General features: G+C 54.5%; 27 protein-coding genes and 2 tRNA genes. 20 read left to right on the top strand and 9 right to left on the bottom strand.

From position 1 onward, the window contains the following. Positions 1-96: 96 nt before the first annotated feature. Both QEP12_RS13905 and QEP12_RS13910 read right to left on the bottom strand, forming a co-directional pair. On the bottom strand, positions 97-462 hold the full coding sequence (locus QEP12_RS13905) for a hypothetical protein (RefSeq protein ID WP_284214620.1): 366 nt from the start codon (positions 460-462) through the stop codon (positions 97-99). A gap of 111 nt (positions 463-573) precedes the next feature. Beyond that, positions 574-1,263, bottom strand: a complete 690-nt coding sequence (locus QEP12_RS13910; protein ID WP_219164503.1) for a Bax inhibitor-1/YccA family protein — start codon at positions 1,261-1,263, stop codon at positions 574-576. Between the two features lie 213 nt (positions 1,264-1,476). Here QEP12_RS13910 and QEP12_RS13915 point away from each other — a divergent pair, with 213 nt between their 5' ends. Next, positions 1,477-1,884: a heme-binding protein gene (locus tag QEP12_RS13915; protein WP_284214621.1), complete on the top strand. Its 408-nt coding sequence runs from the start codon at positions 1,477-1,479 to the stop codon at positions 1,882-1,884. A gap of 122 nt (positions 1,885-2,006) precedes the next feature. Here QEP12_RS13915 and hemP read toward each other — a convergent pair whose 3' ends face one another. The 6 genes from hemP to QEP12_RS13945 all read right to left on the bottom strand — a co-directional run bounded on the left by hemP (position 2,007) and on the right by QEP12_RS13945 (position 5,312). Then, on the bottom strand, positions 2,007-2,210 hold the full coding sequence (gene hemP, locus QEP12_RS13920) for a hemin uptake protein HemP (RefSeq protein WP_284214623.1): 204 nt from the start codon (positions 2,208-2,210) through the stop codon (positions 2,007-2,009). Between the two features lie 313 nt (positions 2,211-2,523). Then, entirely contained in the window at positions 2,524-2,934 is a 411-nt protein-coding gene (locus QEP12_RS13925) for an ExbD/TolR family protein (RefSeq protein WP_284214624.1), read from the bottom strand. Between the two features lie 3 nt (positions 2,935-2,937). After that, positions 2,938-3,669 carry a MotA/TolQ/ExbB proton channel family protein gene (locus QEP12_RS13930; RefSeq protein WP_174863615.1) on the bottom strand — a complete coding sequence of 244 codons (732 nt, stop codon included), beginning with the start codon at positions 3,667-3,669 and terminating at the stop codon, positions 2,938-2,940. A gap of 21 nt (positions 3,670-3,690) precedes the next feature. After that, positions 3,691-4,428: an energy transducer TonB gene (locus tag QEP12_RS13935; protein ID WP_219164507.1), complete on the bottom strand. Its 738-nt coding sequence runs from the start codon at positions 4,426-4,428 to the stop codon at positions 3,691-3,693. Between the two features lie 141 nt (positions 4,429-4,569). Beyond that, complete coding sequence (locus QEP12_RS13940) at positions 4,570-4,842, bottom strand: (2Fe-2S)-binding protein (RefSeq protein WP_174863613.1); 273 nt, start codon at positions 4,840-4,842, stop codon at positions 4,570-4,572. A gap of 170 nt (positions 4,843-5,012) precedes the next feature. Further along, the gene (locus QEP12_RS13945) at positions 5,013-5,312 is read right to left on the bottom strand and encodes an SWIB/MDM2 domain-containing protein (protein WP_219164509.1); all 300 of its coding nucleotides are present in this window, start codon (positions 5,310-5,312) and stop codon (positions 5,013-5,015) included. 264 nt (positions 5,313-5,576) lie between these two features. On the opposite strand from QEP12_RS13945, the gene rraA reads away from it, so the two are divergent. From rraA to QEP12_RS14005, 12 genes are all read left to right on the top strand, one after another. After that, positions 5,577-6,080 (top strand): ribonuclease E activity regulator RraA, encoded by a 504-nt coding sequence (gene rraA, locus QEP12_RS13950; protein ID WP_431308091.1) that lies wholly within the window; start codon positions 5,577-5,579, stop codon positions 6,078-6,080. A 300-nt stretch (positions 6,081-6,380) separates the two neighbouring features. Continuing rightward, positions 6,381-7,712: an isocitrate lyase gene (gene aceA, locus QEP12_RS13955; protein ID WP_219164510.1), complete on the top strand. Its 1,332-nt coding sequence runs from the start codon at positions 6,381-6,383 to the stop codon at positions 7,710-7,712. Between the two features lie 320 nt (positions 7,713-8,032). After that, complete coding sequence (thrS, locus tag QEP12_RS13960; RefSeq protein ID WP_284214625.1) at positions 8,033-9,952, top strand: threonine--tRNA ligase; 1,920 nt, start codon at positions 8,033-8,035, stop codon at positions 9,950-9,952. 77 nt (positions 9,953-10,029) lie between these two features. Next, positions 10,030-10,635, top strand: coding sequence for a translation initiation factor IF-3 (gene infC, locus QEP12_RS13965; protein WP_219164512.1), 606 nt, complete (start codon positions 10,030-10,032; stop codon positions 10,633-10,635). 171 nt (positions 10,636-10,806) lie between these two features. Then, positions 10,807-11,010, top strand: a complete 204-nt coding sequence (rpmI, locus tag QEP12_RS13970; protein WP_066531848.1) for a 50S ribosomal protein L35 — start codon at positions 10,807-10,809, stop codon at positions 11,008-11,010. A 26-nt stretch (positions 11,011-11,036) separates the two neighbouring features. Continuing rightward, the gene (rplT, locus tag QEP12_RS13975) at positions 11,037-11,396 is read left to right on the top strand and encodes a 50S ribosomal protein L20 (protein ID WP_174863510.1); all 360 of its coding nucleotides are present in this window, start codon (positions 11,037-11,039) and stop codon (positions 11,394-11,396) included. A gap of 112 nt (positions 11,397-11,508) precedes the next feature. Next, entirely contained in the window at positions 11,509-12,561 is a 1,053-nt protein-coding gene (pheS, locus tag QEP12_RS13980) for a phenylalanine--tRNA ligase subunit alpha (RefSeq protein ID WP_284214626.1), read from the top strand. A gap of 172 nt (positions 12,562-12,733) precedes the next feature. Continuing rightward, positions 12,734-15,190: a phenylalanine--tRNA ligase subunit beta gene (gene pheT, locus QEP12_RS13985; RefSeq protein WP_284214627.1), complete on the top strand. Its 2,457-nt coding sequence runs from the start codon at positions 12,734-12,736 to the stop codon at positions 15,188-15,190. A gap of 30 nt (positions 15,191-15,220) precedes the next feature. Then, complete coding sequence (locus QEP12_RS13990) at positions 15,221-15,526, top strand: integration host factor subunit alpha (RefSeq protein WP_174862765.1); 306 nt, start codon at positions 15,221-15,223, stop codon at positions 15,524-15,526. A gap of 102 nt (positions 15,527-15,628) precedes the next feature. Continuing rightward, a tRNA-Pro gene (locus QEP12_RS13995) sits at positions 15,629-15,705 on the top strand. A gap of 103 nt (positions 15,706-15,808) precedes the next feature. Continuing rightward, positions 15,809-15,885: transfer RNA gene (locus QEP12_RS14000), tRNA-Pro, on the top strand. A 306-nt stretch (positions 15,886-16,191) separates the two neighbouring features. Further along, a complete protein-coding gene (locus tag QEP12_RS14005; RefSeq protein ID WP_284214628.1) occupies positions 16,192-17,754 on the top strand; it encodes a methyl-accepting chemotaxis protein in 1,563 nt (520 codons plus the stop codon). Between the two features lie 78 nt (positions 17,755-17,832). On the opposite strand, the gene QEP12_RS14010 is transcribed toward QEP12_RS14005, so the two are convergent. Next, entirely contained in the window at positions 17,833-18,141 is a 309-nt protein-coding gene (locus QEP12_RS14010; RefSeq protein WP_219164517.1) for an H-NS histone family protein, read from the bottom strand. A gap of 266 nt (positions 18,142-18,407) precedes the next feature. Here QEP12_RS14010 and QEP12_RS14015 point away from each other — a divergent pair, with 266 nt between their 5' ends. From QEP12_RS14015 to QEP12_RS14050, 7 genes are all read left to right on the top strand, one after another. Then, entirely contained in the window at positions 18,408-20,312 is a 1,905-nt protein-coding gene (locus tag QEP12_RS14015) for a propionate--CoA ligase (protein WP_284214629.1), read from the top strand. A 719-nt stretch (positions 20,313-21,031) separates the two neighbouring features. After that, complete coding sequence (locus tag QEP12_RS14025; protein WP_174862501.1) at positions 21,032-21,250, top strand: hypothetical protein; 219 nt, start codon at positions 21,032-21,034, stop codon at positions 21,248-21,250. Positions 21,251-21,297: 47 nt separating this feature from the next. Then, entirely contained in the window at positions 21,298-21,561 is a 264-nt protein-coding gene (infA, locus tag QEP12_RS14030) for a translation initiation factor IF-1 (protein ID WP_174862500.1), read from the top strand. A 47-nt stretch (positions 21,562-21,608) separates the two neighbouring features. Then, entirely contained in the window at positions 21,609-21,860 is a 252-nt protein-coding gene (locus tag QEP12_RS14035; RefSeq protein ID WP_174862499.1) for an RNA recognition motif domain-containing protein, read from the top strand. Between the two features lie 377 nt (positions 21,861-22,237). Further along, positions 22,238-23,629 (top strand): phosphomannomutase/phosphoglucomutase, encoded by a 1,392-nt coding sequence (locus QEP12_RS14040; protein ID WP_174862498.1) that lies wholly within the window; start codon positions 22,238-22,240, stop codon positions 23,627-23,629. A gap of 35 nt (positions 23,630-23,664) precedes the next feature. Then, on the top strand, positions 23,665-24,969 hold the full coding sequence (locus QEP12_RS14045; RefSeq protein WP_284214630.1) for a 3-deoxy-D-manno-octulosonic acid transferase: 1,305 nt from the start codon (positions 23,665-23,667) through the stop codon (positions 24,967-24,969). An 88-nt stretch (positions 24,970-25,057) separates the two neighbouring features. Beyond that, entirely contained in the window at positions 25,058-25,984 is a 927-nt protein-coding gene (locus tag QEP12_RS14050; protein WP_174862497.1) for a pseudouridine synthase, read from the top strand. Positions 25,985-26,767 lie beyond the last annotated feature (783 nt).

Below are 26,767 nucleotides of genomic sequence, written 5' to 3' on the forward strand. Positions count from 1 at the left end.
CACCTGGGGATTCTCAAACTAATAGCAAAAAGCCCGCAGTGTATCAACGCTTGCGGGCTTTTTTGTGTGGTTTTTTTTGCGGCCGTTGTGGCGCTATCAGCTGCGGGGGCTGTTGTATTCCGTCTCAATGGCTTCTTCGGCGCGGGGCTTGGCCACCTCAGGCTTTTGCGTGAAGACCGAGGGCGTGCCTTCCAGCTTGTGCTCGCGCATGTACGCGTCCATGTCCTTCCAGCCCGCAAACACCATGGCTTTGGGCGCCTTGGGGTTGAGGGTGTAGCAGTCTTCAATGCCGCGCATGGCATGGCGGCAGGCGCTGCCGATGGCCTTGGCTTCGTTTTCACGAATCACCGTGCGGGGATCGGGCCCCAGGCCGGGGACTTGTTCAAGACAGCCGGCCAACAGTACAGCCCCAAGAGGCAGCAGCAAAAAGGCGGGGCGGAAGGAGTGGAGGTGTTTTGGCATGTGTCAGCTCTATCGGCAGGCTGGGCAAGATCTTAAATTTTTTTTTGCCACTGCCCATTAAAAAAGCCCCCGAAGGGGCTTTTTGCAAGAGTGGCACGATGCAGTGCGCGCTTAGTCGCGCTCGCCGCCCATGATGCCCAGCAGTGCCAGCAGGCTTTGGAACACGTTGAACACGTCCAGGTACAGCGACAAGGTGGCGCTGATGTAGTTGGTCTCGCCACCATCGATGATCTGCTTGATGTCATACAGCATGTAGGCCGAGAAGATGCCGATGGCCAGCATGGAGATTGCCATCATGCCTGCAGTGGAGCCCACAAACACGTTGATGACGGCACCTACCATCAGCACCAGCGCGCCGACGAACAACCACTTGCCCATGCCAGAGATGTCGCGCTTGATGACGGTGGCCAAGGAGGCCATCACAAAGAACACACCTGCCGTGCCCGCAAAGGCGGTCATGATCAGTTGCGAGCCGTTGCTAAAGCCCAGCACCATGGCAATCATGCGCGAGAGCATCAGGCCCATGAAGAAGGTGAAGGCCAGCAGCACGGGCACACCAGCGGCGGAGTGCTTGGTCTTTTCAATGGCGAACATGAAGCCAAAAGCGCCCACCATGAAAACGATCAGGCCCATAAAGCCTGTCAGGCCTGCGGTAATGCCCGTGGCCACACCTATCCATGCGCCCAGTACTGTGGGCAGCAGGCTCAGGGCCAGCAGCCAGTAGGTATTGCGCAGCACTCTGTGGCGCTGCTGCTGCGAGATGCCGTAGCCTGCAGAGTCCAAAGTGTTAATAGGGTTCATGGTGTGTTTTCTCCTAAGTAGGGGTATAGCAAATTGCTATGTCAGGACATTCTATGAGCGTTAGACAGGCCGATTGGTTCCCAAAACCTTGGTTTTTGCAGCAGTTTTTGTGATGTTTGGGGTTGGAATGTTTTGCGCACAAGTGCCGGGTGGTGCTTCGCTTTGTCGGTATGCTGCATTTTTGAATACAAATCCCTCTTTGGAGTCTGAGCAATGAAGAACAAGTTTGCGCTGGAATTGGCCGATGTAAAGAAGATTGCCGCTGCTGCAGAAGCAGAAGCGCTGAAGAACAACTGGCCTGTGACGATCTCCATCGTGGACGATGGCGGCCACCTGCTGTGGCTGCAGCGTTTGGACGGTGCTGCGCCCATCTCCTCGCACATTGCGCCTGCCAAAGCACGTTCGGCCGCTGTGGGCCGCAAGGACACCAAGGCGTTTGAAGACATGATCAACAATGGCCGTACGGCTTTCTTGAGCGCACCGTTTGTGGATGGTTTGCTGGAGGGAGGCGTGCAAATCCTCAAGGACGGCCAGTGCCTGGGCGCGGTGGGTGTGTCGGGTGTAAAGGCTTCGGAAGATGCGCAAGTGGCAGCAGCGGGTATTGCTGCTTTGGGTCTGTAAGACAGCCGGTTAGTGCTTAAGCTTTAAAGCCTGAAATCTTTATTGGATCAGCGCTATCAGCTATCAAAAAAAAGCGACCTTGAGGGTCGCTTTTTTGTTGGGCGGGTGCCGCACGGGAGTGCTTATTTGGTCAAGATCAGCTTGCCGAGTTTGGTGGCTTGCAGGCGGTAGGTAGCACCGTTGTGCACGATGGTGACGAACTTTTGGCCGCGCAGCAGCGCTTCACTGTCTACGCTGAGTGCTTGCGCTGTGCTCGCATGGTCGGCCAGTACGGTCTGTCCTGCGGGAACACGGCGTGCGGTGGGGAGGGAGAGTGTGGCTTGCATGGCGTCAGAGAGTGGCTTTGAATTGAGTTAATGATAACCATTCTTATTTGATGCGCAAGTCTTTTGCCAATCGCGGATGCAATAATTTGTGCAAATTGCCTGGTCAATCCATAAAAACATAGCTGCTTGCGTATGCAAAACATGCGTTTACGTATGAATAGGTGCTCGATTTGTTGCACATCAAGCGCTGGCAGCTCCTGTTTTTGATAACGCCCGCATAGGCCGCACAGCAAAAAGCCCTGCAGGCGTGGTGCATGCAGGGCTTGGGAGGCAAAGTGCCGGTACTGCGGCCTAGGGTGCGCAGGGGGCAGGCTTACTGCTCGGGTTCTGTCACAAAACCAATTTTGCGAATGCCGGTGCTTTGCGCGGCGGCCATGGCTTTGGCCACGCGCTCATAGCGCACGGCCTTGTCACCGTGGATGTGCAGATCGGGCTGCACTTCCTTGGCCGCTTCGACCTGAAGGCGCTCGACCAGTTGCTCATCAGAGATGGCTTCCTTGTTCCAGTGGAACTGGCCTTGTGCATCAATCGAGAGGCTGATGTTCTGGGGCTTGACCACCTCAGGCTCATTTGAGGCGCGAGGCAGATCCACATTCACCGCGTGTTTCATGACGGGCACGGTGATGATGAAGACGATGAGCAGCACCAACATCACGTCCACCAGGGGCGTCATATTGATTTCGTTCATGACGTCATCGCTGTCGTCTTGGGTGCCGAAAGACATGGTTTAGGCGCCTTTCTTCATGGGCAGCACTTTGCCGTCTTGCGCGCTGCTGGAGGTATCCACGGTCAAACGTGCGCCCGTCACAAAGAATGCGTGCAGGTCGTGGGCAAAGCTGTTGAGGGCGCCCAGCACGCCTTTGTTGCCGCGCACGATGGCGTTGTAGCCCAGCACGGCAGGGATGGCTACAGCCAGGCCGAAGGCCGTCATGATCAACGCCTCGCCAATCGGGCCAGCCACTTTGTCGATCGAGGCCTGGCCTGTTGTGCCAATTACGATCAGTGCGTGGTAGATGCCCCAGACCGTACCGAACAGGCCGACGAAAGGCGCCGTCGAGCCCACCGAGGCCAGAATGGCCAAGCCCGATTGCATGCGGGCCGTGAACTCATTGATACCGTTACGCAGGCAGCGCGTGACCCAGTCGGACACGTCCAGCGTGTCGTGCAGGTGTGCGCTGGTCTTGCGGTGGTGGGAGATGGCTTCGCGGCCTTCCAGCGCCAGATAGCGAAAAGGGTTGGCGGGGTCGGCGTCGAGCTTGTTCAGTGCGGCGCCAAAGTCTTCGCTGTGCCAAAAGTCCTTGGCTTCTTTGACGTACTTTTTGAACTTCATCAGGCCCAAAGCCTTGACGATGATGACGACCCACGATGCCACAGACATGATCAGCAGCAGGATGGCCACACTGCGCGTGACAAAGTCGCCTTGCGCCCAGACGTGGGCAATGCCGAATTGGGATTCCATGAAAACTCCTGAGATGACTGTTTATTCGAGAACGAAATTGACGGGCACGATGTTCCACATGGCTTCAGGAACACCGTTGCGTTTACCGGGCACAAAGCGCCAGCGCTGCACCGAGGCCAGCGCTGCTTTGTCCAGGCGGTCAAAACCGCTGGATTGCTTGATTTCGATTTGCTGTGGCAACCCGTTTTCATCGACCAGTACGCGCAGCAATACCTTGCCTTGCTCACCCATGCGGCGGCTGATGGAAGGGTAGCTGGGGCGCGGATTGTTCAAATAGGTCGCGTTGCTGGAAGGCAACTGCACGGCAGCACCGGAAGGCTGGGCTGGCGCACTTGGCGGTGCAGGAGGGGCTGCTGGCGCGGGTGGTGTTGCGTCGGCCACCGGCGCAGGAAGCGCACTGTCGAGCGTACCTGTCGGTGCATTGGGCGCAGGGGTGGGATCTGCAATCGCTTTGGGCAAAAGCGGTGCTTTTTGCACAGGTTTGGGAGCTGGTTGGGGCTTAACGGGCTCTGGTTTGGGCTGTGGCTTGGGGGGGGCAGGTGTTGGCGGCGCTGCTGGGGCCGGTGCAGGCGGCTCTGGCGCAGGTGGCGCGATGAACTGCGCGATCACTTCTGCAGCAATAATTTGGGGCTCTGGCGGGCGGCTCATGCCGCTTTGCAAAGCCCAGATGCCAGCAGCGTGGAGCGCTACTACCACCCCGGTAATCATGGCTTTGTGGCCTAGAGCACCGGCAGGGGCAAGTTGTTCGGAAGAAGACATAGGATCAAAAAACCGGCTGAAACAGCCGGTATGGCCAGCCTTGAAGGCTAGTGCAACGGTGGAGGAAATCTATCGTACGCCAGTGCGAACCGCACGGGAACTACTTGCGGAAGATCCACCATGAGCAGCCTAAAACCAAAATCAGGCTGCCTGCAACGGTTGAGAAGAATGCCATGCTTTGCTCTCCAAAATAGGGGTGGCAAGCTGAACTGATTGGGCGGCAACTTCGTTGTGGATGGCGGCTGTGGTGCCTTTGGAGCAGCACTTGTCCACCACATCGCGTGCACAGGTTTCACAGCGACCGCATTGCGTAGCGATACCCAGCTCAAATTGGATTTCGTCGAAACTCATGCCCGCATGCGCGTGGCGCGCGATCTCGCGGTCTGATACTCGGTGGCATACACAAACGATCATGGCTGCAAACAGTTGTGGCTGGCTATTGATGTGATGGAAAGAATTATAAATGCGAATTCATCGCATTTGCAAAGACTTTCTTGCAGTCAGGTCAAACCCGTATCCAGACGCTCTGATTGATGGCAATAAAAAACCGGCCTAAGCCGGTTTCTTATGGGTGCGTGCACCAATTAGCTAACGTGCTTGCCAATCAAGCCAGCCATTTCGAACATCGAAACTTGGGGCTTGCCAAACACTTCTTTGAGCTTAGCGTCTGCGTTGATCATGCGCTTGTTGGAAGCGTCTTGCAGGTTGTTGGCCTTGATGTAGACCCACAGTTTGCTGATGATTTCAGTGCGGGGCAGGGGATCCTTGCCCACCACAGCGGCCAAAGCAGCGCTGGGTGTCAGGGGTTTCATGAAGGCGGCGTTAGGAGTGCGCTTTTTCGCGGGAGCTGCGGTTGCAGCAGTTGCCTTCTTTGCAGTTGCCATTTTTTGCTTTCCTTTTTGGGATGAGTTGTGCCAGCGCTGATGACGGGTGTGCATCTGTCTAGAACTGGTTGTGCCAGATGCTAATGGGAAAATTTCGCCTTTCCAAGCGGGCGAACTAGTTTTTTCACCTCTTTTGTTGCAGGAGAGCACGTAAAGCCGCAAAAACTGCACGTCTGCTTTGTAATCTGCCAGCTCAATGGGAGGATGTGCCACTGCATCCAGCGGCGAGGCCTCTGGATTTGTATCAACAAAAAATGGAGATGCTTGGTGGCTATTACTTTCCAAACTTGTGATTTATGCGACGCACACAAGAACGACGATAGCGGCGCATTTCGTGTACTGCCTCCAGTATTTCAACATTTTGGAGGGCACTCCCATTTTGCAGGGCCTGTTGTCACCGTGAAGTGTTTTGAAGATAACAGCCTTGTGAAGCAAGCCTTGGATTCCTCAGGAGAAGGCCGCGTTTTGGTGGTTGACGGTGGCGGATCTTTGCGCAAAGCGTTGGCAGGCGGGAATTTGGCTGCTGCAGCCGCTCGCAATGGTTGGGCAGGGGTTTTGGTTTTTGGTTGTGTGCGTGATGCAGCGGAACTGCGCACGGCTGCTGTAGGCATTGCTGCGCTTGCTTTAATGCCTATGCCTACGGAAAAGCGTGGCGAAGGGCAGGCGGATGTTGCGGTAGATATCGCTGGAGTGAAAGTTCACCCTGGGGACTGGCTGTATGCCGATGAAGATGGGGTGGTCATAGCTGCACATGCACTGCATACCTAGGGGCAGTCGGCAGTGCGGGTGCCCAGTGATAATCACCAGCATATTTCATTGCATCAAAATTCAATTTCATAATGTGAAAATCTATTTGATGCAGTGCAGGAAATACATTTTGCCAAGAGAGACTGCTTTTCGCATTGAGAAATTTTTGTGTAATGCATTGATTGTAAAGGATAAAAAATTTGTCTTATATAAGACATAAGAGATTGCTTAACTCTTCTATAAGACTTAAATTTGTCTCCAAGCCAAACGCAAAACGGCACCAAAGTTTTAACCCTTGCTTTACTTTGATCGGAGACTGATATGCCTGAATCCCTGAACCAACAACTGAGCCGTGAACAGCAAATTGCCGCCTTGGAAAAGGATTGGGCGCAAAACCCCCGTTGGAAGGGCGTCAAGCGCGGTTACACCGCAGCCGACGTAGTGCGTCTGCGTGGTAGCTTGCAGCCAGAGCACACATTGGCCAAGCGTGGTGCTGAAAAGCTCTGGGAAAAGATCAATGGCGGCGCCAAAAAGGGTTATGTGAATGCCTTCGGTGCGATTTCTGCCGGTCAAGCCATGCAGCAGGCCAAGGCGGGTTTGGAGGCTGTATACCTGTCGGGCTGGCAAGTGGCTGCAGATGGCAATACCTCGGAAACCATGTATCCCGACCAGTCGCTGTACGCCTACGACTCGGTGCCCACCATGGTGCGCCGCATCAACAATACCTTCAAGCGCGCCGACGAAATCCAGTGGAGCCGTGGTATCAATCCTGATGACCAAGAATTCATCGATTACTTCTTGCCTATCGTTGCCGATGCGGAAGCAGGCTTTGGTGGTGTGCTCAATGCGTTTGAGTTGATGAAGAACATGATTGCTGCTGGCGCATCCGGCGTGCACTTTGAAGACCAATTGGCGGCGGTGAAGAAGTGCGGCCACATGGGTGGCAAAGTGTTGGTACCTACGCAAGAGGCTTGCGAAAAGCTGATTTCGGCACGCTTTGCAGCAGACGTGATGGGTGTATCCACCATCGTTCTGGCACGTACCGATGCGGAAGCTGCCAACCTGATCACTTCGGATCACGACGCTAACGACAAGCCATTTCTGACCGGTGAACGCACCCAAGAAGGTTTCTACCGAGTGAAAAACGGCTTGGAGCAATCTATCAGCCGTGGTGTGGCTTATGCACCTTACGCAGACTTGGTGTGGTGCGAAACCGGGGTGCCAGACATTGGGTTTGCCCGTGAATTTGCGCAAGCCGTGCACGCAGCCTGCCCAGGCAAGCTGCTGTCGTATAACTGCTCACCATCGTTTAACTGGAAGAAGAACTTGAACGACAGCCAGATCGCGTCCTTCCAGGAAGAGCTGTCGGCACTGGGTTACAAGTTCCAGTTCATCACCTTAGCTGGTATCCATATTAATTGGTACAACAGCTTCCAGTTTGCCCACGCTTACGCCCGTGGCGAAGGCATGAAGCACTACGTCAACATGGTGCAAGAGCCAGAGTTTGCAGCGCGCGACAAGGGTTACACCTTTGTGTCGCACCAGCAAGAAGTGGGTGCCGGTTACTTTGACGATGTAACCACTGTGATTCAGGGTGGTTCTTCCTCGGTGAAGGCTTTGACAGGCTCGACAGAAGAAGAACAGTTCCACTGATGAAATACCGTCAGAAAGCGTGGTGGGGTGCTTTCTGACGTCATGAATGTGTGACTTGGCATGTGCCCGTAGTTTCGGCTACGGGTTTTTTTGTTTGTACAACGCTAAAATGCAGCAAGAGCTAACCAACAAGGGCGAGAAAGGCAATCTGGTTATGACACCGCGAACGACGAACATTGAGATGTTGTGCAGCCCATGAGGGCTGTCTGTTCGCGCCTGCCCGGAGTTGTAAATATCCAAAGAAGCGCGGACGAGTTCCGCGCTTTGCTTTTTGACGGTTTGCGCGCTACTGTTATAGATAAAGATAGCTAAGGATTTTCATGTTAAAGATCACACTACCTGACGGTTCGCAGCGCGAATTTGATGGCCCTGTCACCGTCATGCAAGTGGCTGCATCGATTGGCCCCGGTTTGGCCAAAAATACCGTTGCAGGCAAGATCAATGGCCGTTTGGTGGATGCTTGCGAGTTGATTGAGCAAGACGCCAAGCTGCAAATCATTACGCCCAAAGACCACGAAGGCGTAGAAATCATTCGCCACTCGACTGCTCACTTGGTGGGGCATGCAGTGAAGCAGCTGTATCCCTCTGCGAAGATGGTGATCGGGCCTGTGATTGATGAAGGCTTCTACTACGACATTTCGTACGAACGCCCCTTCACCCCCGATGACTTGGCAGCTATCGAAGCGCGCATGAAAGAACTGATTGCGCAAGACTATGACGTGATCAAGAAGATGACGCCGCGTGCGGAAGTCATTGAGGTGTTCAAGTCGCGCGGTGAAGACTACAAGCTGCGTCTGGTGGAAGACATGCCTGATGAGCAGGCCATGGGCTTGTACTACCACCAAGAATATGTGGATATGTGCCGTGGCCCTCACGTGCCCAATACCCGTTTTTTGAAGGTCTTTAAGTTGACCAAGCTGGCGGGTGCCTACTGGCGTGGGGATGCCAAGAACGAGCAGCTGCAGCGCGTCTATGGCACGGCATGGGCGGATAAGAAAGACCTGCAGGCATACATCACTCGCATCGAAGAAGCTGAAAAGCGTGACCATCGCCGCTTGGGGCGTGAACTGGATCTGTACCACATCGACGAATGCTCGCCCGGTACTGTTTTCTGGCATCCCAAAGGATGGCGTGTCTGGCAAGAGGTAGAGCAGTACATGCGCCAGGTGTACCGCGACAACGGCTACGAAGAGGTGAAGGGTCCCCAGATTCTGGATAAAACCTTATGGGAGAAGACGGGGCACTGGGATAAGTACCGTGACAATATGTTTGTCACCGAGTCGGAAAAGCGCGACTATGCTTTGAAGCCGATGAACTGTCCGGGCCACATCCTGATCTTTAAGCAGGGCTTGAAGAGCTACCGTGACTTGCCTTTGCGCTACGGCGAGTTTGGTCAGTGTCACCGTAATGAGCCCACAGGTGGTTTGCACGGCATCATGCGTGTGCGTGGTTTTACGCAAGATGACGGCCATATTTTTTGCACCGAAGACATGATTCAGCAGGAGGTGCTGAACTTCAATAAGCTGGTGCAGAAGGTCTATGCCGACTTCGGTTTTACCGACATCATTTACAAAGTGGCTACCCGGCCTGAGGCGCGCATTGGCTCGGATGAGAGCTGGGACAAGGCGGAAAAAGCGTTGTTTGATGCATTGCAGGCTTCTGGTAGTGAATACCAAATTGCTGTTGGTGATGGTGCTTTCTACGGCCCAAAAATTGAATACACACTGAAGGATGCGTTGGGTCGTCAGTGGCAATGCGGCACAATTCAGGTCGACTTCTCTATGCCAGAGCGCTTGGATGCGGAGTATGTTGGTGAAGATGGCAATCGTCACCGCCCCGTGATGCTGCACCGTGCGATTGTTGGTTCGCTGGAGCGCTTTATCGGTATTTTGGTGGAGCAGTTTGCGGGTGCTTTGCCCGTGTGGTTGGCGCCTGAGCAGGTCGCTGTGCTCAACATCACTGATGCGCAAGCCGACTATGTGAGAGAAGTTGTGGCAAAGGTGCAAAAAGCACTGCCTCACCAAAGCCTTAAGGTGGTGTCTGACCTGCGCAACGAAAAGATCACGTATAAAATACGCGAGCATGCATTGCAAAAGCTGCCTTATATCCTTGTCGCTGGCGACAAGGAAAAAGCGGCAGGCACCGTCGCTGTGCGTGCCCGAGGAAACAAAGACTTGGGCGTTATGTCGGTAGAAGCATTCATTGAATTGCTCCTCAACGACATTAACAACAAAGTCTGATGGAATGAAGCGCGGGTAGCCCGCGCTCGTCTCATCGATGCAAGCAGCTACGCTTTTCGTAGCGATTTGAATTTAGGGTGAAAGCCATAGCTACAGAATTTCGTGACCGTCGCCACCGCGAGGAACGCAAACACCGTCTGAACCGTGAAATCATGGCGCCTGAAGTGCGCCTGTCCGGTCCTGAAAACGAACCCATTGGCATTGTTTCTTTGCAAGAAGCGCTGCGCATGGCAGGTGATTTGGACGTTGATTTGGTGGAAATTGCCGCAACTGCAAATCCTCCTGTTTGCCGCTTGATGGACTACGGTAAGTTCAAGTATCAAGAGCAAAAGAAGGCCGCAGAAGCCAAGGCCAAGCAAACTGTGATCGATATCAAGGAGGTGAAATTCCGTCCTGGTACCGATGATGGTGACTACAACATCAAGCTGCGCAATATTCGTCGCTTCTTGGCTGAGGGCGATAAGGTCAAGGTGACTTTGCGCTTCCGTGGTCGTGAAATTACGCACCAGCAATTGGGTATTGATTTGCTCAATCGTTTGCGTGATGAGTTGGCTGATTCCATCCAAGTGGAGCAATTCCCTAAGCTGGAAGGCCGACAAATGGTTATGATGATCGCCCCTGCGCGCAAAAAGCCTACGGCTGCTGGTGCAAAGCCAGCTGCAGAAAGCGGCAGCGCAGCTTAAGCTGGGGTAGAATTTTAGGAGACCTGCCTGCAAAGGCAGGTTTCTGTTTTGTGGCTCGAAAGAGTTGCTAAAACGCTGGCGCAAGTCAGCACCTAAGAAGTGTCTCGGGGCCAACAAGATCTGTGCAGGTTGTACAGGCGCCTCACGAGCACAATAAACAGGAGCATTTACATGCCCAAAATGAAAACCAAGAGCAGCGCGAAGAAGCGTTTTCGCGTTCGTCCAGGTGGTACCGTTAAGCGCGGCCAAGCCTTCAAGCGTCACATCTTGACCAAGAAGACCACGAAGAATAAGCGCCACCTGCGTGGCATTACCTCCGTGCATGAAGGCGATATGGGCTCCATCGCAAAGATGTTGCCTGGCGCTGGTCTGTAATTCACTGACGAACAAGGAGAAAATACATGCCTCGCGTCAAACGTGGTGTAACGGCCCGTGCCCGTCACAAAAAAGTTCTGAATCTTGCTAAGGGTTTCCGCGGTCGCCGCGGTAACGTCTTCCGCGTCGCCAAGCAGGCGGTGATGAAGGCCGGTCAATACGCATACCGTGACCGTCGTAACAAGAAGCGCGTGTTCCGCCAGCTGTGGATTGCCCGTATCAACGCCGCTGCTCGTGAATTGGGTCTGACATACAGCCAGTTCGCCAACGGCCTGAAGAAGGCAACCATCGAAATCGACCGCAAGATGCTGGCCGATATCGCTGTGCACGACAAGGCTGCTTTTGCAGCTATCGTTGACCAAGTGAAGGCCAAGCTGGCTGCTTAAGTTAACGGTGTGTAGCTACTCTTTGGGTAGCTGCTAGCGCACAAACTGCAAGGGCTAGGGCTTGAAAAGGCACTAGCCCTTGTTTATTTTTATAAGTCGATAAAGAGTCGGTATGAACGAGTTGGATTCTCTGGTCGAGAGCGCGCAGCAGCTGTTTGCGCAGGCCCACACCCCCGCTGATCTGGAAAATGCGAAGGCGCAGTTTTTGGGCAAGTCGGGCAAGATGACTGAGCTCATGAAGGGCATGGCGCAGCTTTCCGTCGAAGAGAAAAAGTCGCGCGGCGCTGCCATCAACGTGGCCAAGCAGGCCATTGAAGCGGCTTTGACGGCCCGCCGCAAGGCCTTGGCCGATGCCGAGCTGCAAGCCCATCTGAAGGCCGAAGTGCTGGATGTGACCTTGCCTGGCCGTCGCCGTGGTGCTGGTGGCTTGCACCCTGTGTCCATCACCATGGAGCGCATTGAGGGCATCTTCGGCTCAATGGGCTTTGATGTGGCTGATGGCCCCGAGATTGAATCCGACTGGTTTAACTTTACGGCCCTCAATACGCCGGAAGACCACCCCGCGCGCTCCATGCACGACACCTTCTATGTGGAGGGCGGCACAGAGCAGGCGCCCAATTTGCTGCGCACGCACACCAGCCCGATGCAGGTGCGTTATGCGGTGCAGCACGTGAAAAAATACCGCAACATGCTGGACGCTGGGCAGACAATGCCTGAAATCCGCGTGATTGCGCCAGGCCGCACCTACCGTGTGGATTCGGATGCGACCCACTCGCCCATGTTTCACCAATGCGAAGGCATCTGGATTGGCGAGAACATCAGCTTTAAAGACTTGAAGGTAGTGTTCACGGACTTCTGCAAGACTTTCTTTGAGCAAGATGATTTGGTGCTGCGCTTCCGCCCCAGCTTTTTCCCGTTCACCGAGCCTTCGGCTGAAATCGATATCCAGTTCCAAAGCGGCCCCTTGGCGGGCAGATGGCTGGAAGTGGCGGGCTCAGGCCAGGTGCACCCCAACGTGGTGCGCAATATGGGCCTGGACCCTGAAAAGTACATCGGCTTTGCCTTTGGCATGGGCCCTGACCGCCTGACCATGCTGCGTTATGGCGTGAATGACTTGCGCCTGTTCTTCGACGGCGACATCCGTTTTCTGTCGCAGTTCCAGTAATCCATAAAAGGAGCGGTTGGCGCCTGTCTGCAAAGGTTTTCAGATGGTTTTAATGCTGAAAACAAGGTGCGATAAGCGCAAGCAGCTCTTATTTTGAAGATACGCAGCCCAGCCAGCGACTGCTTCCCGCAAGAATTGCGGGGCGCTGGCAAGAACGCCAAAGAGACTGACTATGCAATTTCCTGAATCTTGGTTGCGCCAATATTGCAACCCCAACTTGACCACCCAGCAACTGGCCGACACCTTGACCATGGCTGGTCTGGAAGTGGAGGAGCTGGAGCCTGTTGCTCCCGCTTTCTCTGGCATTGTGGTCGGTGAAATCAAAGAAGCCGTGCAGCACCCCGACGCAGATCGCCTGCGCGTGTGTCAGGTGGATGTAGGTGGCCCTGAGCTGCTGAACATTGTCTGCGGCGCGCCCAACGCGCGCGTGGGCATTCGCATCCCTTGCGCGACGGTGGGTGCAGAGCTGCCCCCCGGTGCCGATGGCAAGCCATTCAAGATCAAGATCGGCAAACTGCGCGGCGTGCCCAGCTACGGCATGCTGTGCTCGGCCAAGGAGCTGGGCATCGACGACGATGCCAGCGGCCTGCTGGAGCTGCCTGTGGATGCGCCCTTGGGGCAAAACATTCGCGAATACCTGAACCTGGACGACACCCTGTTCACGCTGAAGCTGACGCCCAACTTGGCGCACTGCCTGAGCGTGTACGGTATTGCGCGTGAATTGTCGGCCTTGACGGGCGCGCCCCTGAAGGCCATCGACTACCCGCAAGCGGTAGTTGCTTCGCAAGACAAGTTGCCTGTAAAAATTGAGGCGGCTGACCTGTGTGGTCGCTTCTCGGGCCGCATTGTGCGCAATGTGAACACGCAAGTGCAGACCCCCAAGTGGATGGTGGATCGTCTGGCGCGCTGCGGCCAGCGCTCGGTCAGCCCCTTGGTCGACATCTCCAACTACGTGATGTTTGAGCTGGGCCGGCCCAGCCACATTTTTGATCTGGACAAGATCAACGGCGGGCTGACCGTGCGGTGGGGCAAAGAGGGTGAAACCTTGAAGCTCCTGAATGGCAATACTGTGAAGTTGGATGGCTTCACCAAGGTGGGTGTGATTGCGGATGACAGCGCGGTGGAATCGCTGGCGGGCATCATGGGTGGTGACCACACCGCCGTGTCGGACGACACCCAGAACATCTACATCGAAGCTGCGTTCTGGTTCCCCAAGGCTGTCGCAGGCCGCTCGCGCCACTTCAATTTCTCCACCGATGCGGGTCACCGTTTTGAGCGCGGTGTAGACCCCGAATTCACCGTGGAGCACATCGAGCGCATCACCCAGTTGGTGCTGGAGATTTGCGGCACGCCTGCAACGCAGGTGTGCGCGATCGATGACCACCAGCCCAATATGCCGCATCCCAAGCCCGTGCAACTGCGCGTGGCCCGTGCTGCCAAGGTGATTGGCATGCCGGTGACGCAGCAGCAGTGCTTGGATGCGCTCAACGGTCTGGGTCTGCCGGCGACGGTAGCCAGCGAAGGCATGATCAGCGTGACTGCGCCGACTTTCCGCTTTGACATCAATCTGGAAGAAGACTTGATCGAAGAAGTGGCGCGCATGATTGGTTACGACAACTTGCCGACCACCAAGCCACTTGCTCCCATCAGCCCGAAGCTGCGTGCAGAAAACAAGCGCAGCCCTTACGCTGTGCGCCATGCGTTGGCTGCGCTGGGTTACCAAGAAACCATCAACTTCTCGTTTGTGGAAGAAAAGTGGGAGGCAGAGCTGGCCGGTAACACCAATCCGATCAAGCTGCTGAACCCGATTGCCAGCCAGCTGAGTGTGATGCGCTCCAGCCTCATTGGCTCGCTGATGCAAGTGCTGAAGTTCAACGTCGACCGCAAAGCACCCCGCGTGCGCGTGTTTGAGTTGGGCCGTGTGTTCTTGCGCAACGACAGCGTGGTGGAGTCTGACACGACCGTGAAGGGGTTTGAGCAGCCCATGCGCGTGGCGGGTTTGGCTTACGGCGCTGCAGCGCAGCAGCAGTGGGGCCAAGCGGACGCCAAGGTAGATTTTTACGACGTAAAGGGTGATGTCGAGGCATTGCTAGCACCCTTGAAGCCTGTGTTTGAAGCAGCGGAGCACCCTGCGATGCACCCTGGCCGCTGCGCGCGCGTAGTGTTGAATGGCAAGGCCATCGGTGTTGTTGGCGAGTTGCACCCCCAGTGGCGCCAGGAGTGGGATTTGGCGCAGACGCCCGTGCTGTTTGAGTTAGAGCTGGATGCGGTGTTGGCGCGTGAGGTGCCTAAGTTCCAAGCCGTTGCCAAGCATCAGGCGGTGGAGCGCGATATTGCGGTGGTCGTCAAAGAAACCGTGACCCATGCGCAAGTCATGGCGGCTGTCGCAGCTGGCGTGCAGGGTGGTATCTTGCGCAATGCCGTGCTGTTTGACGTGTTCCGCCCTAAAAAGCTCAAGGCGGGCGAAGAGGCTGCACCCGGCAGCTTGGCGCAAGACGAAAAGAGCCTGGCGGTGCGTTTAACCCTGGGGCGCGATGATGCTGCATTGACGGATGTGGAAATCGACGCGGCGATGCAGGGTGCGATCGCGGCTTTGCAGTCCCAAGTTGCAGCGCGTTTGCGTGGTTAAGGTAAACAGATGGAAGCGAGCAAAGTTTTGATGAATAGTGAATTGGATGCCACCGGCGCTTTGACTAAAGCACAACTGGCAGATTTGCTGTTTGACCAGTTGGGTGTGAGCAAGCGCGAAGCCAAAGATATGGTCGATGCCTACTTTGATCTGATCTCGCAAAGCCTGGTGCAGGGCGAGGAAGTGAAGCTTTCGGGCTTTGGTAACTTCCAGATTCGCACCAAGGCGCCACGCCCGGGGCGCAACCCCCGCACTGGTGAATTGATCCCGATTGAGGCACGCCGCGTGGTGACTTTCCACGCCAGTACCAAGCTCAAGGAGCAAATTCAAGGCTAAGGTTGGCGTAGGTGCTTGATTTCAAAGCATCTGCACAGAATCTAGGTTTTGTGGCGCCAGGTTTGCCTAGGCTGCTATGAAAATGGATTACAATCATGGCTTCGGCGTGTAGCGCAGCCTGGTAGCGCACTTGCATGGGGTGCAAGGGGTCGCGAGTTCGAATCCCGCCACGCCGACCAATTTATCGAAAGCGATTTGAAAGAAATTTCAAGTCGCATCACTTTGCAGAATCATCAGAGTTTTGAAAAGTGGGTGTGAAAACCAAGATATAATCTGATGCTTCGGCGTGTAGCGCAGCCTGGTAGCGCACTTGCATGGGGTGCAAGGGGTCGCGAGTTCGAATCCCGCCACGCCGACCAATACAAGCAGCCTCCTGATTTTAATCAGGAGGCTTTTTTGTTTGTGGCGCATGTGTGCGCATCATGGCTTTGCGTTTAATTGCATGGATATGCCAGGCAGCGCGCGAACGCTTTATGGTGATGCCATCGTGCTTCTTGCTTTGGCACAAAAGGTGGTCACCGCTTTCAAAAGATTCTCTGTTGAAGCTCGGACATGCCTGCAATCTCGATAGCATCACGCCTGCTAAGAAATGGTTGTGAAAATTAGGCTGCGCGCATTCTTCTTGAATATGGATGCATGGCGACTGCAGCCTGGAAAATCTAGGTATGCGCGAAAATTTGCCAGTATTTGACCGAGAGTTTGATTACTCCGCTGATGAGTTGCTGATGTCCACCACGGATAGCCGTGGTCACATTACCCACTGCAATGCAGCATTTGAGCGTGTGAGTGGCTACAGCATGCAAGAGCTGATGGGGCAGCAACACAATATGGTGCGCCACCCCGATATGCCGTCAGAGGCATTCAGGGATATGTGGGCCACGATTGGACATGGGCGTAGCTGGAAGGGTATGGTGAAAAATCGCCGCAAGGATGGCAGTTTTTATTGGGTTGAGGCCCATGTCACGCCGATCATGCAAAACGGCAAGCCTGTAGGTTACATGTCGGTGCGGGCCAAGCCTACGCGCGAACAGGTGCAGGCGGCGCAGGCTTTATATGCCAAGCTTGATGTGCAGCGAGGTAAGAGCCATCCAGAAGTCAGTTTGCACGCTGGTCACGTTCGCCGCACCGGGTGGCGCAACCAGCTGGGAAAACTGCAGCGCTTTAGCTTTACGACTCGAATGGCTTGGATGATGTTGCCAATTTTTGTGGTGGCGGCAGCTTTTCCGTGGATGGGATGGGTGCAATCGTGGCAGTTGGCAGTGCAAATAGTATTGTTGGTCGCTGGGATGGGGTTTGCTTTGTGGCGTTTGAGTGTGCGGATAACGCAACCCTTTGAGCGAATTAATGCTTTGGCCAAGGAGCTGGCTGGGTGTCAACTCAATGGTCGTTTGCCCGCTTTGCTTCAGGGCCGCCATCCTATGGCGTTGCTGATGGAGCGCTTGCACCAAGTGCACATCAACTTGCGTGCTGTGGTCGGTGATGCGCGCCATGAAATCAATAGCTTCACGCATTTGTCTCGCAGCATTTCTGCAGGAGCCAGTAATTTGGCGCAACGCACAGACATACAGGCCAGCAAACTGCAGGAAACAGCAAGCACCATGCAGGTGCTTGCACAGACGGTGGTGGAGTCTCAGCAAACCACCCATGATGTGATGCAAGAGAGTGAAAAAAGTGCCCAACTTGCCACGCAGGGTGGACAAGCCATGGATGGGGTTGGAAGCTTGGTGCAAAGCATGCGTCAGTCTTCTCAGCAAATGGGGCAAATTATTGCCACGATTGAATCTATCGCGTTTCAGACCAATATCTTGGCGCTGAATGCGGCAGTGGAGGCTGCACGCGCAGGAGAGCAGGGACGAGGTTTTGCGGTGGTTGCTGGAGAAGTGCGAGCACTGGCGCAAAGCAGTGCGCAAGCCGCTGGTGAGATCCGTCGTTTGATTTCAAACTCGAATGCGCAAATTACCCAAGGCGTGGAGGGTATGCAAGATGCCAGTCACACCATCGGCGATGTGGTGCAGGCGGTGGCTCATGTGAGTCATCTGATGCGTGCCATGGGCGATGCTACGCGCAACCAAGCTTCAGGCATTGGTCAAGTCAATGCAGCTTTGAACGATCTAGATAGGGTGACGCAAGAGAATGCGCGCCAAGCGGAAGAGTCTGCTGAGGCAGCGCAAGGTATGAGCAGTAATGCCGCAGTACTGGGGCGCACGCTGGAAGTCTTTCGTATGTAATGCACCCATTCAGTAACAAAAAAGCCCAAGGTATTTCCCTTGGGCTTTTTTGGGGCTATTCACCAAGTTGCGTGCTTGTTACGCCGCCGCTTGATCTTCGATGAGGAAGTTCAGACGGTCTTTGCCTGCAATCCACAGTGGTGGCTTGCCGCGACCAGTCCACGTTGCACCTGTAATGGGGTCGCGGTATTTGGGAGCCACCGTTTTATGGCCGGTAGTGGCTGCGCGAGCAGTTTTCTTGGAGAAAACGTCTTCTTCTGTCAGTTCGTATTCGGCGATGATGGCGCGAACTTGGGCGATCGCAGAAGACAAGGCTTCTTTGCGTGCAGCTTCAATTTGTTTTTCCAGTTCTGCGCGTTGAGCCAGTAATTCTTTGTAAGTAGTCATTTAACGGTGTTGAGATAAATGGTTTAGCAATGCCACAAGGTAAAGACATTGTCAGTTGGAAGACATGAATTTTACGCTTTTTCTTAAAAAGAAACAGTTTGCGTTCCAAGGCTAGCAATTATTTTGCAAAAAACTCGTGTTTAGTGGAGTGTGTATTCATCTCTTTGGCTTCTTGGGCGTGAAACTTGCATAAACATGCTTGTCAGCTTATCGAAAGAGCCGAATGAATAATAAGTTGCAGATAAAAAAGCTAAGGAGACGGTCTCATGAGGTCAGGATTTGCAGAGTTTCATCAGCGTTCCATCGATCCTCAAACGCGCGATGCATTTTGGCAACAGCAAATGAGCTTGGTTGATTGGGTCAAAGAGCCGGAAAAAATCTGTGATTACAGCAATCCGCCTTTTGTGCAGTGGTTTGCGGATGGGCAGTTAAACCTTTGTCATAACGCGGTAGACCGGCACTTGAAAGATCGAGCAGATCAACCTGCGCTGATTGCGGTATCGACAGAAACGAATACAGAAAAAACGTATACCTACCGCGATTTGCACGCAGAAGTGCAGCGCATGGCAGCAGTGCTGCAGTTTTTTGGGGTAGAGAAGGGTGATCGTGTGCAGATTTATATGCCCATGATTGCCGAGGCTGTTTTTGCGATGCTTGCATGTGCACGTTTAGGTGCTATTCACTGCGTGGTATTTGGTGGTTTTGCTTCTGTCTCCTTGGCATCGCGTATTGATGATGCGAAGCCCAAGGTTATTGTCAGTGCCGATGCAGGATCCCGTGGCGGGCGTGTTCTGGCATACAAGCCTTTGCTCGATGAAGCGCTGCAGTTAAGTACGCACAAACCACAGGCAGTGCTTTTGGCCAATCGTGGTTTGGCTGCAATGGACTTGCGTGCTGGCAGGGATCATCTGTGGACCGATTTGCGTGCGAAGGTCATGGATGCGCAAGTGCCATGCGTGACGGTCAAATCTACTGACCCAAGCTACATTCTTTATACCAGCGGAACAACCGGAAAACCTAAAGGAGTACAGCGGGATACAGGGGGCTACACAGTGGCTTTGGCTGCGAGCATGTCTCACATCTTTAATGCCAAAGCCGGGCAAACTTTTTTTTGCACCAGCGATATTGGCTGGGTGGTTGGGCACAGCTACATCATCTATGCACCATTGATTGCTGGAATGGCAACCATACTGTATGAAGGGCTGCCAATTCGTCCGGATGCAGGTATTTGGTGGAGCTTGGTAGAGAAATACCGTATCACACACATGTTTTCTGCTCCGACGGCAGTGCGTGTATTGAAAAAGCACGATCCTGCATTTTTGCGCCAATATGATCTTTCCAGCTTGCAGGCGCTGTGGTTGGCGGGAGAGCCGCTGGATGAGCCTACAGCGCAATGGATTAGCGATGCGCTTCAAGTGCCGATTATTGATAATTATTGGCAGACAGAAACGGGCTGGCCCATCATGACCTTGTGTAACGGAGTGGAACCGCAGGCCAGTAAGTTCGGAAGTCCGGGGAAAGCGGTTTATGGCTACAACGTCAAGCTGATTGACGACAAAACCGGTGAAGAATTGCGCGAACCCAATCAAAAAGGCGTGCTGGCGATTGAGGGGCCGCTACCTCCCGGATGCATGCAGACGATCTGGGGCGATGATGAGCGCTTTGTCAAAACCTACTGGCAGAGTATTCCCGAAAAGTTGATCTATAGCACCTTCGACTGGGGTATTCGTGATGAGCAGGGTTATCACTTTATCTTGGGTCGAACCGATGATGTAATTAACGTTGCAGGGCATCGCTTGGGCACCCGTGAAATTGAAGAAAGCATCTCTGCACACCCTGAGGTTGCGGAAGTGGCTGTAGTGGGTGTTGCAGATAGCCTTAAGGGGCAAGCTGCTATGGCATTCGCGGTCATGCGTGATGCCAGCAAAGTCGCTGATGCGCAGCAACAAGCGCAGATGGAGGCCGAGGTAATGAGATTGGTGGATAGCCAGCTTGGTGCAGTCGCTCGGCCATCCCGGGTGTTATTTGTGACAGCTTTGCCGAAAACACGCAGTGGTAAATTGCTGCGTCGGGCGCTGCAGGCGGTTGCTGAGCATAGAGACCCCGGCGACCTGACCACCATGGAAGATCCAAATGCTTTGGCACAGGTGAAAGAGTTGCTGGGTAGCTGATGTTGTGTGAGAAATCAAAACAGGGTGCTTTAAGCGCCGTGTTTGTTGGCGAATCGACCAGCTTTTTCTAGATGGCGTCCAGCCTCGCTGAATTGTTGCTGATGCAAGTTGGGAACCAATACCGCCAGTGCACTGTCTTGCGCGCTTACCATAGCCATGCCGAGCTCTCATACCCTCTGTGCGCAGCAGCTTTGCCACTTGATGTCTACTGCAGGCCTCTCCCGAATCACGCTCATCTAAGGCCAGTTTGCAGTAGTCATATACGCCACCACTGTCTAGCCAAGCATGCTTGAGTAAGCCCTTTAGACATTCGCCATGAACTGCACGAAGGCTCCAGGAGGAGCTTTCCAAACACACTAATCAGTAGTATAGGCTCCCCTTTGAACGGAAATAGGGGCTTTGAATCCTCTGCAAAACTCTGGGCGATTCAGCTCAAGGGATGAGCGATAGAGTGTGAGCCAATTTTAAGAACAGCGTATATACTCAACCCATGCGCTAGTTTTTTGTTCGTCCACCCTAGTGTATGTCTGACCCCCATTACAGCCCCTTGGCATTGGGTAGTTCCCTTCTTTGAAGCGCGTGACGGTCACACCTCTCCACGGCGAATTCTTGCAGGCTTTCCATACTCTGCTTGCACATTCACTGCCCTCTTCAGGGTTCCATTTCTATTTTGACGATAGCAGTGCCCTTTCTGCTGGGTGGCTTCGTCCATACATTCAATGCTGCAACAAAAAATCAAAGAGCAGGTAGGCAACTACGTTGTTACACCATTCAGCTACCTTGGCGAGTCAGGCCAGTTTGCCTCTTCCGTGTCTATTCGTCGCGGCGTTTATGACCGCATTTTCCGTTTTATCCCTCAGTTTGCCAGCGAAACACTGGCAAACAGTTACGCCTTAGCGCAGGCACGCACCATGGTGCTGTCAAACCAATTGAACTGAACGCAAGCACTTGACGCTCGTTTTATTTTCACTTTCCTAGGAGACTCATGTCAAAAGAAGAACTTATCGAAATGCAAGGTCGCGTTGAAGAAGTTTTGCCTGATACACGCTTTCGTGTGGTGCTTGAAAACGGGCACCAGTTGATTGCTTACTCGGGAGGCAAGATGCGCAAGCACCGCATTCGTGTTCTGGCAGGCGACAAGGTCACCATCGAGATGTCTCCTTATGACCTGAACAAAGGTCGAGTCACGTTCCGCCACCTTGAAACGCGTTCCGGCGGCGGTGCTGCTCCGAGACGCCGTCCCAACTAAGCCATCGTTGCTTTGGCCGGTAATTTCAATTTTTGGGAACGTACGCTATGCAAAACAAGCTTTACGTCAGCAACCTCGCTTTTTCGCTTGATAGCGATGCATTGCGTAAGCTCTTCACAAATTACGGCACTGTGACTTCATCTCAAGTCATCTTGGATCGTGACACTGGTCGCTCACGCGGTTTTGCATTTGTAGAAATGTCTACCCCAGAAGCCGCTGCCGCTGCAGTACAGGGATTGAATGGCCAGCCTACAGAAGGCCGCTCTTTGAATGTAGCTATCGCTCGCGAGCGTAACTAAACAGCCGTGCTGAATTTCGGTTTAACCCTCTGCCTGTGCGAATGGGCAGGGGGTTTCTGTTTTGCGTTGTCTGAATCGCATCGGCACCAGTGGTAGTTCAATACTGAGAAGATTGAGTTATGAACGCTAAAGCTACCCGTTTTACTCCCGAGGTTTGTGAACGCGCTGTGGGTTCGTGTTATCGACTCCGACCACGGATGAGCGAGAGCTGCTTAAACAGCTTGGGCATTGAAATCTAATGACTTGTTTGCCATCCACGGGCAAGCTTTGAGTTCGGCGCTTGCGTGGAAGGTGGTCTGTGGCTACTAAAATGGGCCAAGGCAAGGCACGAACGGTGCCTCGTTTTTTTTTGTGGAATAACCACCAAGGACTCTACTGTGCAGATTGCTGCTTCTATCTTTAAGGCATACGACATTCGCGGGGTAGTACCCGCCACCTTGACGGAAGCGGTAGCGCGCAGCATTGGGCGTGCTTTTGGGATGGCTGCGCTGGCTGAAGGCGAGCGTGTTGTGGCGGTAGGAAGAGATGGCCGCTTATCGGGCCCAGCCTTAAGCCAAGCTTTGATGGTCGGGCTGGTAGATGTGGGTTTGGAAGTGATTGATGTGGGGATGTGTACTACCCCCATGCTGTATTTCGCAGCCTGCACCTTGTGCAAGAGCGGCATCATGGTCACTGGCAGCCATAACCCGAAGGACTACAACGGCTTCAAAATGGTTCTGGCGGGACGTGCGATCTATGGGCCTGAAATTCAGGCGCTGCGCCAGACGATTGAAGCGGAAAACTGGCTTTTGCAACCGGGTGGCAGCATTCGCCATGCGGACGTGCTGGCAGATTACACCGCGCGCATCGTTGGGGATGTGAAGCTGGCACGCCCTGTGAAAATTGTGGTGGACTGCGGTAATGGCGTTGCTGGTGCGACTGCGCCTGCCATATTTAGGGCCCTGGGCTGCGAAGTGCTGGAATTGTTCTCTGAGGTAGATGGCAATTTCCCGAACCACCACCCCGACCCTAGCAAGCCAGAGAATTTGCGCGATGTCGTCAAAGCCCTGCAAGAGACTGATGCAGAGCTGGGCTTGGCGTTTGATGGCGACGGTGACCGCTTGGGTATTGTGACCAAAGATGGTCAGACCATTTACCCAGATCGGCAGATGATGCTGTTTGCCAAAGATGTGCTCTCGCGTGTGCCTGGCGGCACGATTTTGTTTGACGTGAAATGCACACAACGCTTGGCGCCTGCGATTCGAGAGGCGGGTGGCGTGCCTGAAATGTACAAAACCGGGCACTCGCTGGTGAAAGCGCGGATGAAAGAGCTTGACTCTCCACTGGGTGGAGAAATGAGTGGCCATATTTTCTTTAAGGAGCGCTGGTATGGCTTTGATGACGGTACCTACGCAGGCTGCCGTTTGCTGGAAATTGTGAGTCGAGAGTCCGATCCCAGCGCGGTGTTGAATGCACTGCCCACCAGCTTTTCTACGCCAGAGTTGAATGTGGCCTGCGCAGAAGGCGAGCCCCATGCGCTGACTGTCCAGCTGCAAGCGCTGGCACCTGAGGTGTTAGATGCCTCCAGTGCACAAATCAGCACGATTGATGGCTTGCGCGTGGACTGGTTCGATGGTTTTGGTTTGATTCGTGCCAGCAATACGACGCCAGTATTGGTCTTGCGTTTTGAGGGGCATACAGAGGCAGCTTTGCATCGCATCGAGGCCCAGATGCTGGCCTTGCTCGAGCGTGTGAAGCCTGGTGCCCGAGTGGGTAGTGCGACGCACTAGTTCACCGCAAAACAAGAGCAAAAGAAGCACACAGCATGAATTGGAGTTTGGCTGCTTATTCCGCACTGGCGTGGGCTGCTCAGCCTATGCTCAAGCGCAAGCTGCGCCGTCGTGCGCAAGCTGAGCCGGGCTACGCACAAGCAGTGCCTGAGCGTTTTGGTTGTTACACCCCAAAAGACTTGGGGTGTGACGGCAAAGGACAGTGGGTATGGGTGCATGCCGTGTCATTGGGCGAGACACGTGCAGCTGCCTTGCTGATTAAAGAGTTGCGCATCGCCCTGCCAGGGATGCGATTGCTGCTCACGAACGGCACGGCCACCGGTCGCGCAGAAGGCAGCAAGCTGCTGCAGCCCGGCGATTTGCAAGTGTGGCAGCCGTGGGATAGCCGCAAAGCGGTTCGGCGTTTTGTGCGCCAATTCCAGCCTGCAGTGGGTGTGCTGATGGAAACCGAGGTATGGCCCAATCTAGTCATGGCTTGTCGCCAAGCCAAAGTGCCTTTGGTGCTGGCGAATGCGCGGCTGAACACCAAGTCCCAAACAGGGGCGCAGCGCTGGCCGTCTTTGTTTTTACCGGTTTATCGCGCTTTGCATGCCGTGTGGGCGCAAACCGAAGAGGATGCGCAGCGCCTGCGCAGCCTGGGTGCGCCCGTGCAAGCCGTGCTGGGCAATCTGAAATTTGATGTGCAGCCCGATAGTGCGCTGGGCGCACAAGGCGCTGCATGGCGCGCAGCCAGCAGCAAGCCCATCGTGATAGTGGCCAGCTCTCGTGAAGGCGAGGAAGCGCAGTGGCTTGCGCAGTGGGTAGGGCGCAAGTTTCATGGCGTTGCCGGGCAATGCCAGTGGCTGATCGTGCCGCGCCATCCCCAGCGGTTTGATGCAGTCCACGCCATGCTGGAGCAGGCGGGGTTGCGAGTGTCTCGCCGCAGCCAGTGGGGGGATGGCCCGCCGCCTGCCGATGTGGAGGTCTGGCTTGGCGATAGCGTGGGCGAGATGCCCGCATATTACGCAGCTGCCGACATTGGTTTGCTGGGCGGGAGTTTTGAGCCTTTGGGTGGGCAAAACCTGATTGAAGCTGCGGCATGCGGCTGCCCGATGGTGTTGGGGCCGCACACCTTTAATTTTGCGCAGGCATCACAAACTGCTTGCGAGGTGGGGGCTGCTTTTCGGGTGCTGGATATGGAGCAAGGTGTGCAACTGGCCACCGCCTTGGCACGCGATGCCGAAGGCTTGACACGGGCCCGGCAGGCTGCGCTGGCGTTTGCACAATCGCACCGAGGGGCTGCACAAGCCACGGCGAAGGCAATTGCGGCGATCGTGCAGCAGGCACAAAGTGATCGCTAAGAATCTAACAATATGTGAGCTGCAAGCGTTTGCTGGGCCTGCGTTTCATGCCAATTTGGCTTGAAAATCTGGGCCTGTCCATGGTTTTATGCACAACACCCACGACCCCCAAGTTTTGCCGATTCGCGATGGCGTCAAGCCCAGTTGCGTGGTGCTGCCCTGCGTAGGGCAAGGTGTGCAAGGCAGTTGTTTGGATTTTTTGGCGCAGCGCCTGCCTGCAGTATCACGGGCAGAGTGGCAAGCACGCATGTCGCGCGGTGAGGTGCTGGACGAGTTGGCGCGTCCTGTGCAGGCTGATACGCCGTTGTTGCACGGTTTGCGCATTTACTACTACCGCGCGGTAGAGCAAGAGCCGGACATACCGTTTGAAGCGGAAATTCTGTTTCAAGACGAACACATTGTGGTGGTCGACAAGCCGCATTTTCTGCCGGTCACGCCCGGTGGCAGATATCTGCAAAACACCTTGCTGGTTCGTTTGAAAAACCAGTTGGGCTTGCCCGATTTATCGCCCGTGCACAGGATTGATCGTGACACGGCGGGTTTGGTGCTATTTGCTATCCATAAACACGAGCGTGGTGCTTATCAAGCACTTTTCAGAGCGCGCAGCGTGCACAAGGTGTACGAAGCGATTGCGCCGTGGAACCCTGCGATTGCATTTCCCCGGGAGCATGCCAGTCGCATGGCTGAGAGCAGCCATTTCATCCGGATGCAAGAAGTGGATGGCCCTCCCAACAGCTTGACGCGCATGCAAGTGCGAGAGCACAACGCTCGCTGGGCGCGCTATCTGCTAGAGCCTGTGAGCGGTAAACGCCACCAACTGCGCGTGCACATGGCTGCGCTCGGGCTGGGATTGAAGGGCGATGGGCTGTATCCGGTGGTGGATGATGCACCAGAGGGTGATTTTTCACGGCCACTCTTGTTGCTGGCGCAAAGCTTGGCCTTTCAAGACCCTATCACGGGTGCGCAGCGCTACTTTGTTTCGCGCCGCAGCCTGGGTGCTTTGCCGATCAACTAAAGCGCTGATGTGCTGTGCGCACGTGTGCTTGCCAGCAGCGGTGGGCGTGATTTCGTATCTCCCGCGCTAAGCAGTGCATGAAACCTATAATCTCAGACTATTGTGCGACACGTGTCGCGCTTTGTGGCCTTGTGTCACCTTTTAAATCGGACGATAAACCTTAGTGGTGTAAGTCTCATTGCTATCTAATAAGTAGCAATTTCAATCTGCAGCCGAATGGCTCAATTCGGCTGCATGCCTTCCCTCACAAGGGGGAGGTAAGCATTAGCACGTCCCTTTCAGGGATTTGCGCGCCGTTTTGGCCTATTTTTGCCATAGTGATGTGGTAAGGATGAAACACGTCCGAAATTTACTTTCGGATGGGTTGTGGAAAGACGGAAGAGCGCAAAGCTCTGATCTGCCTTGTCATGCGTCCAGCAATGGATTGCCATGACCTTGTGTGCGACCACAAGTAGCCTAAGAAAGCATGCAGGAGCAGTAATGCGCCTGTGTGAAGCCTTTCTGACAATGCTCCCCATGAAAGTGGCAAAGATCATCTGTGAGGATGTCTTTGGAAGCTGCCAGCAGAAGGGCGGTGAAGGAGCTAGGCTAGTTCCGCATGGGCAACGTAAGTGAATCATCATTTGAACCCGGGTAAAGATTGAATGGCTAAATCTGCTGATAAGCCATAACCAAAAGGTGCGCTGCTGGCATTCCCTGTAGTAGTTAGGGGATCGTCGTCATAACGCAGCTCCGGGAAAGATGGGTCCTAAACGGATAGGCATGGACAGAGCTATTTGTTCG

This window comes from Comamonas jiangduensis (assembly GCF_030162955.1).
Classification (GTDB): Bacteria; Pseudomonadota; Gammaproteobacteria; order Burkholderiales; family Burkholderiaceae_C; genus Comamonas; species Comamonas jiangduensis.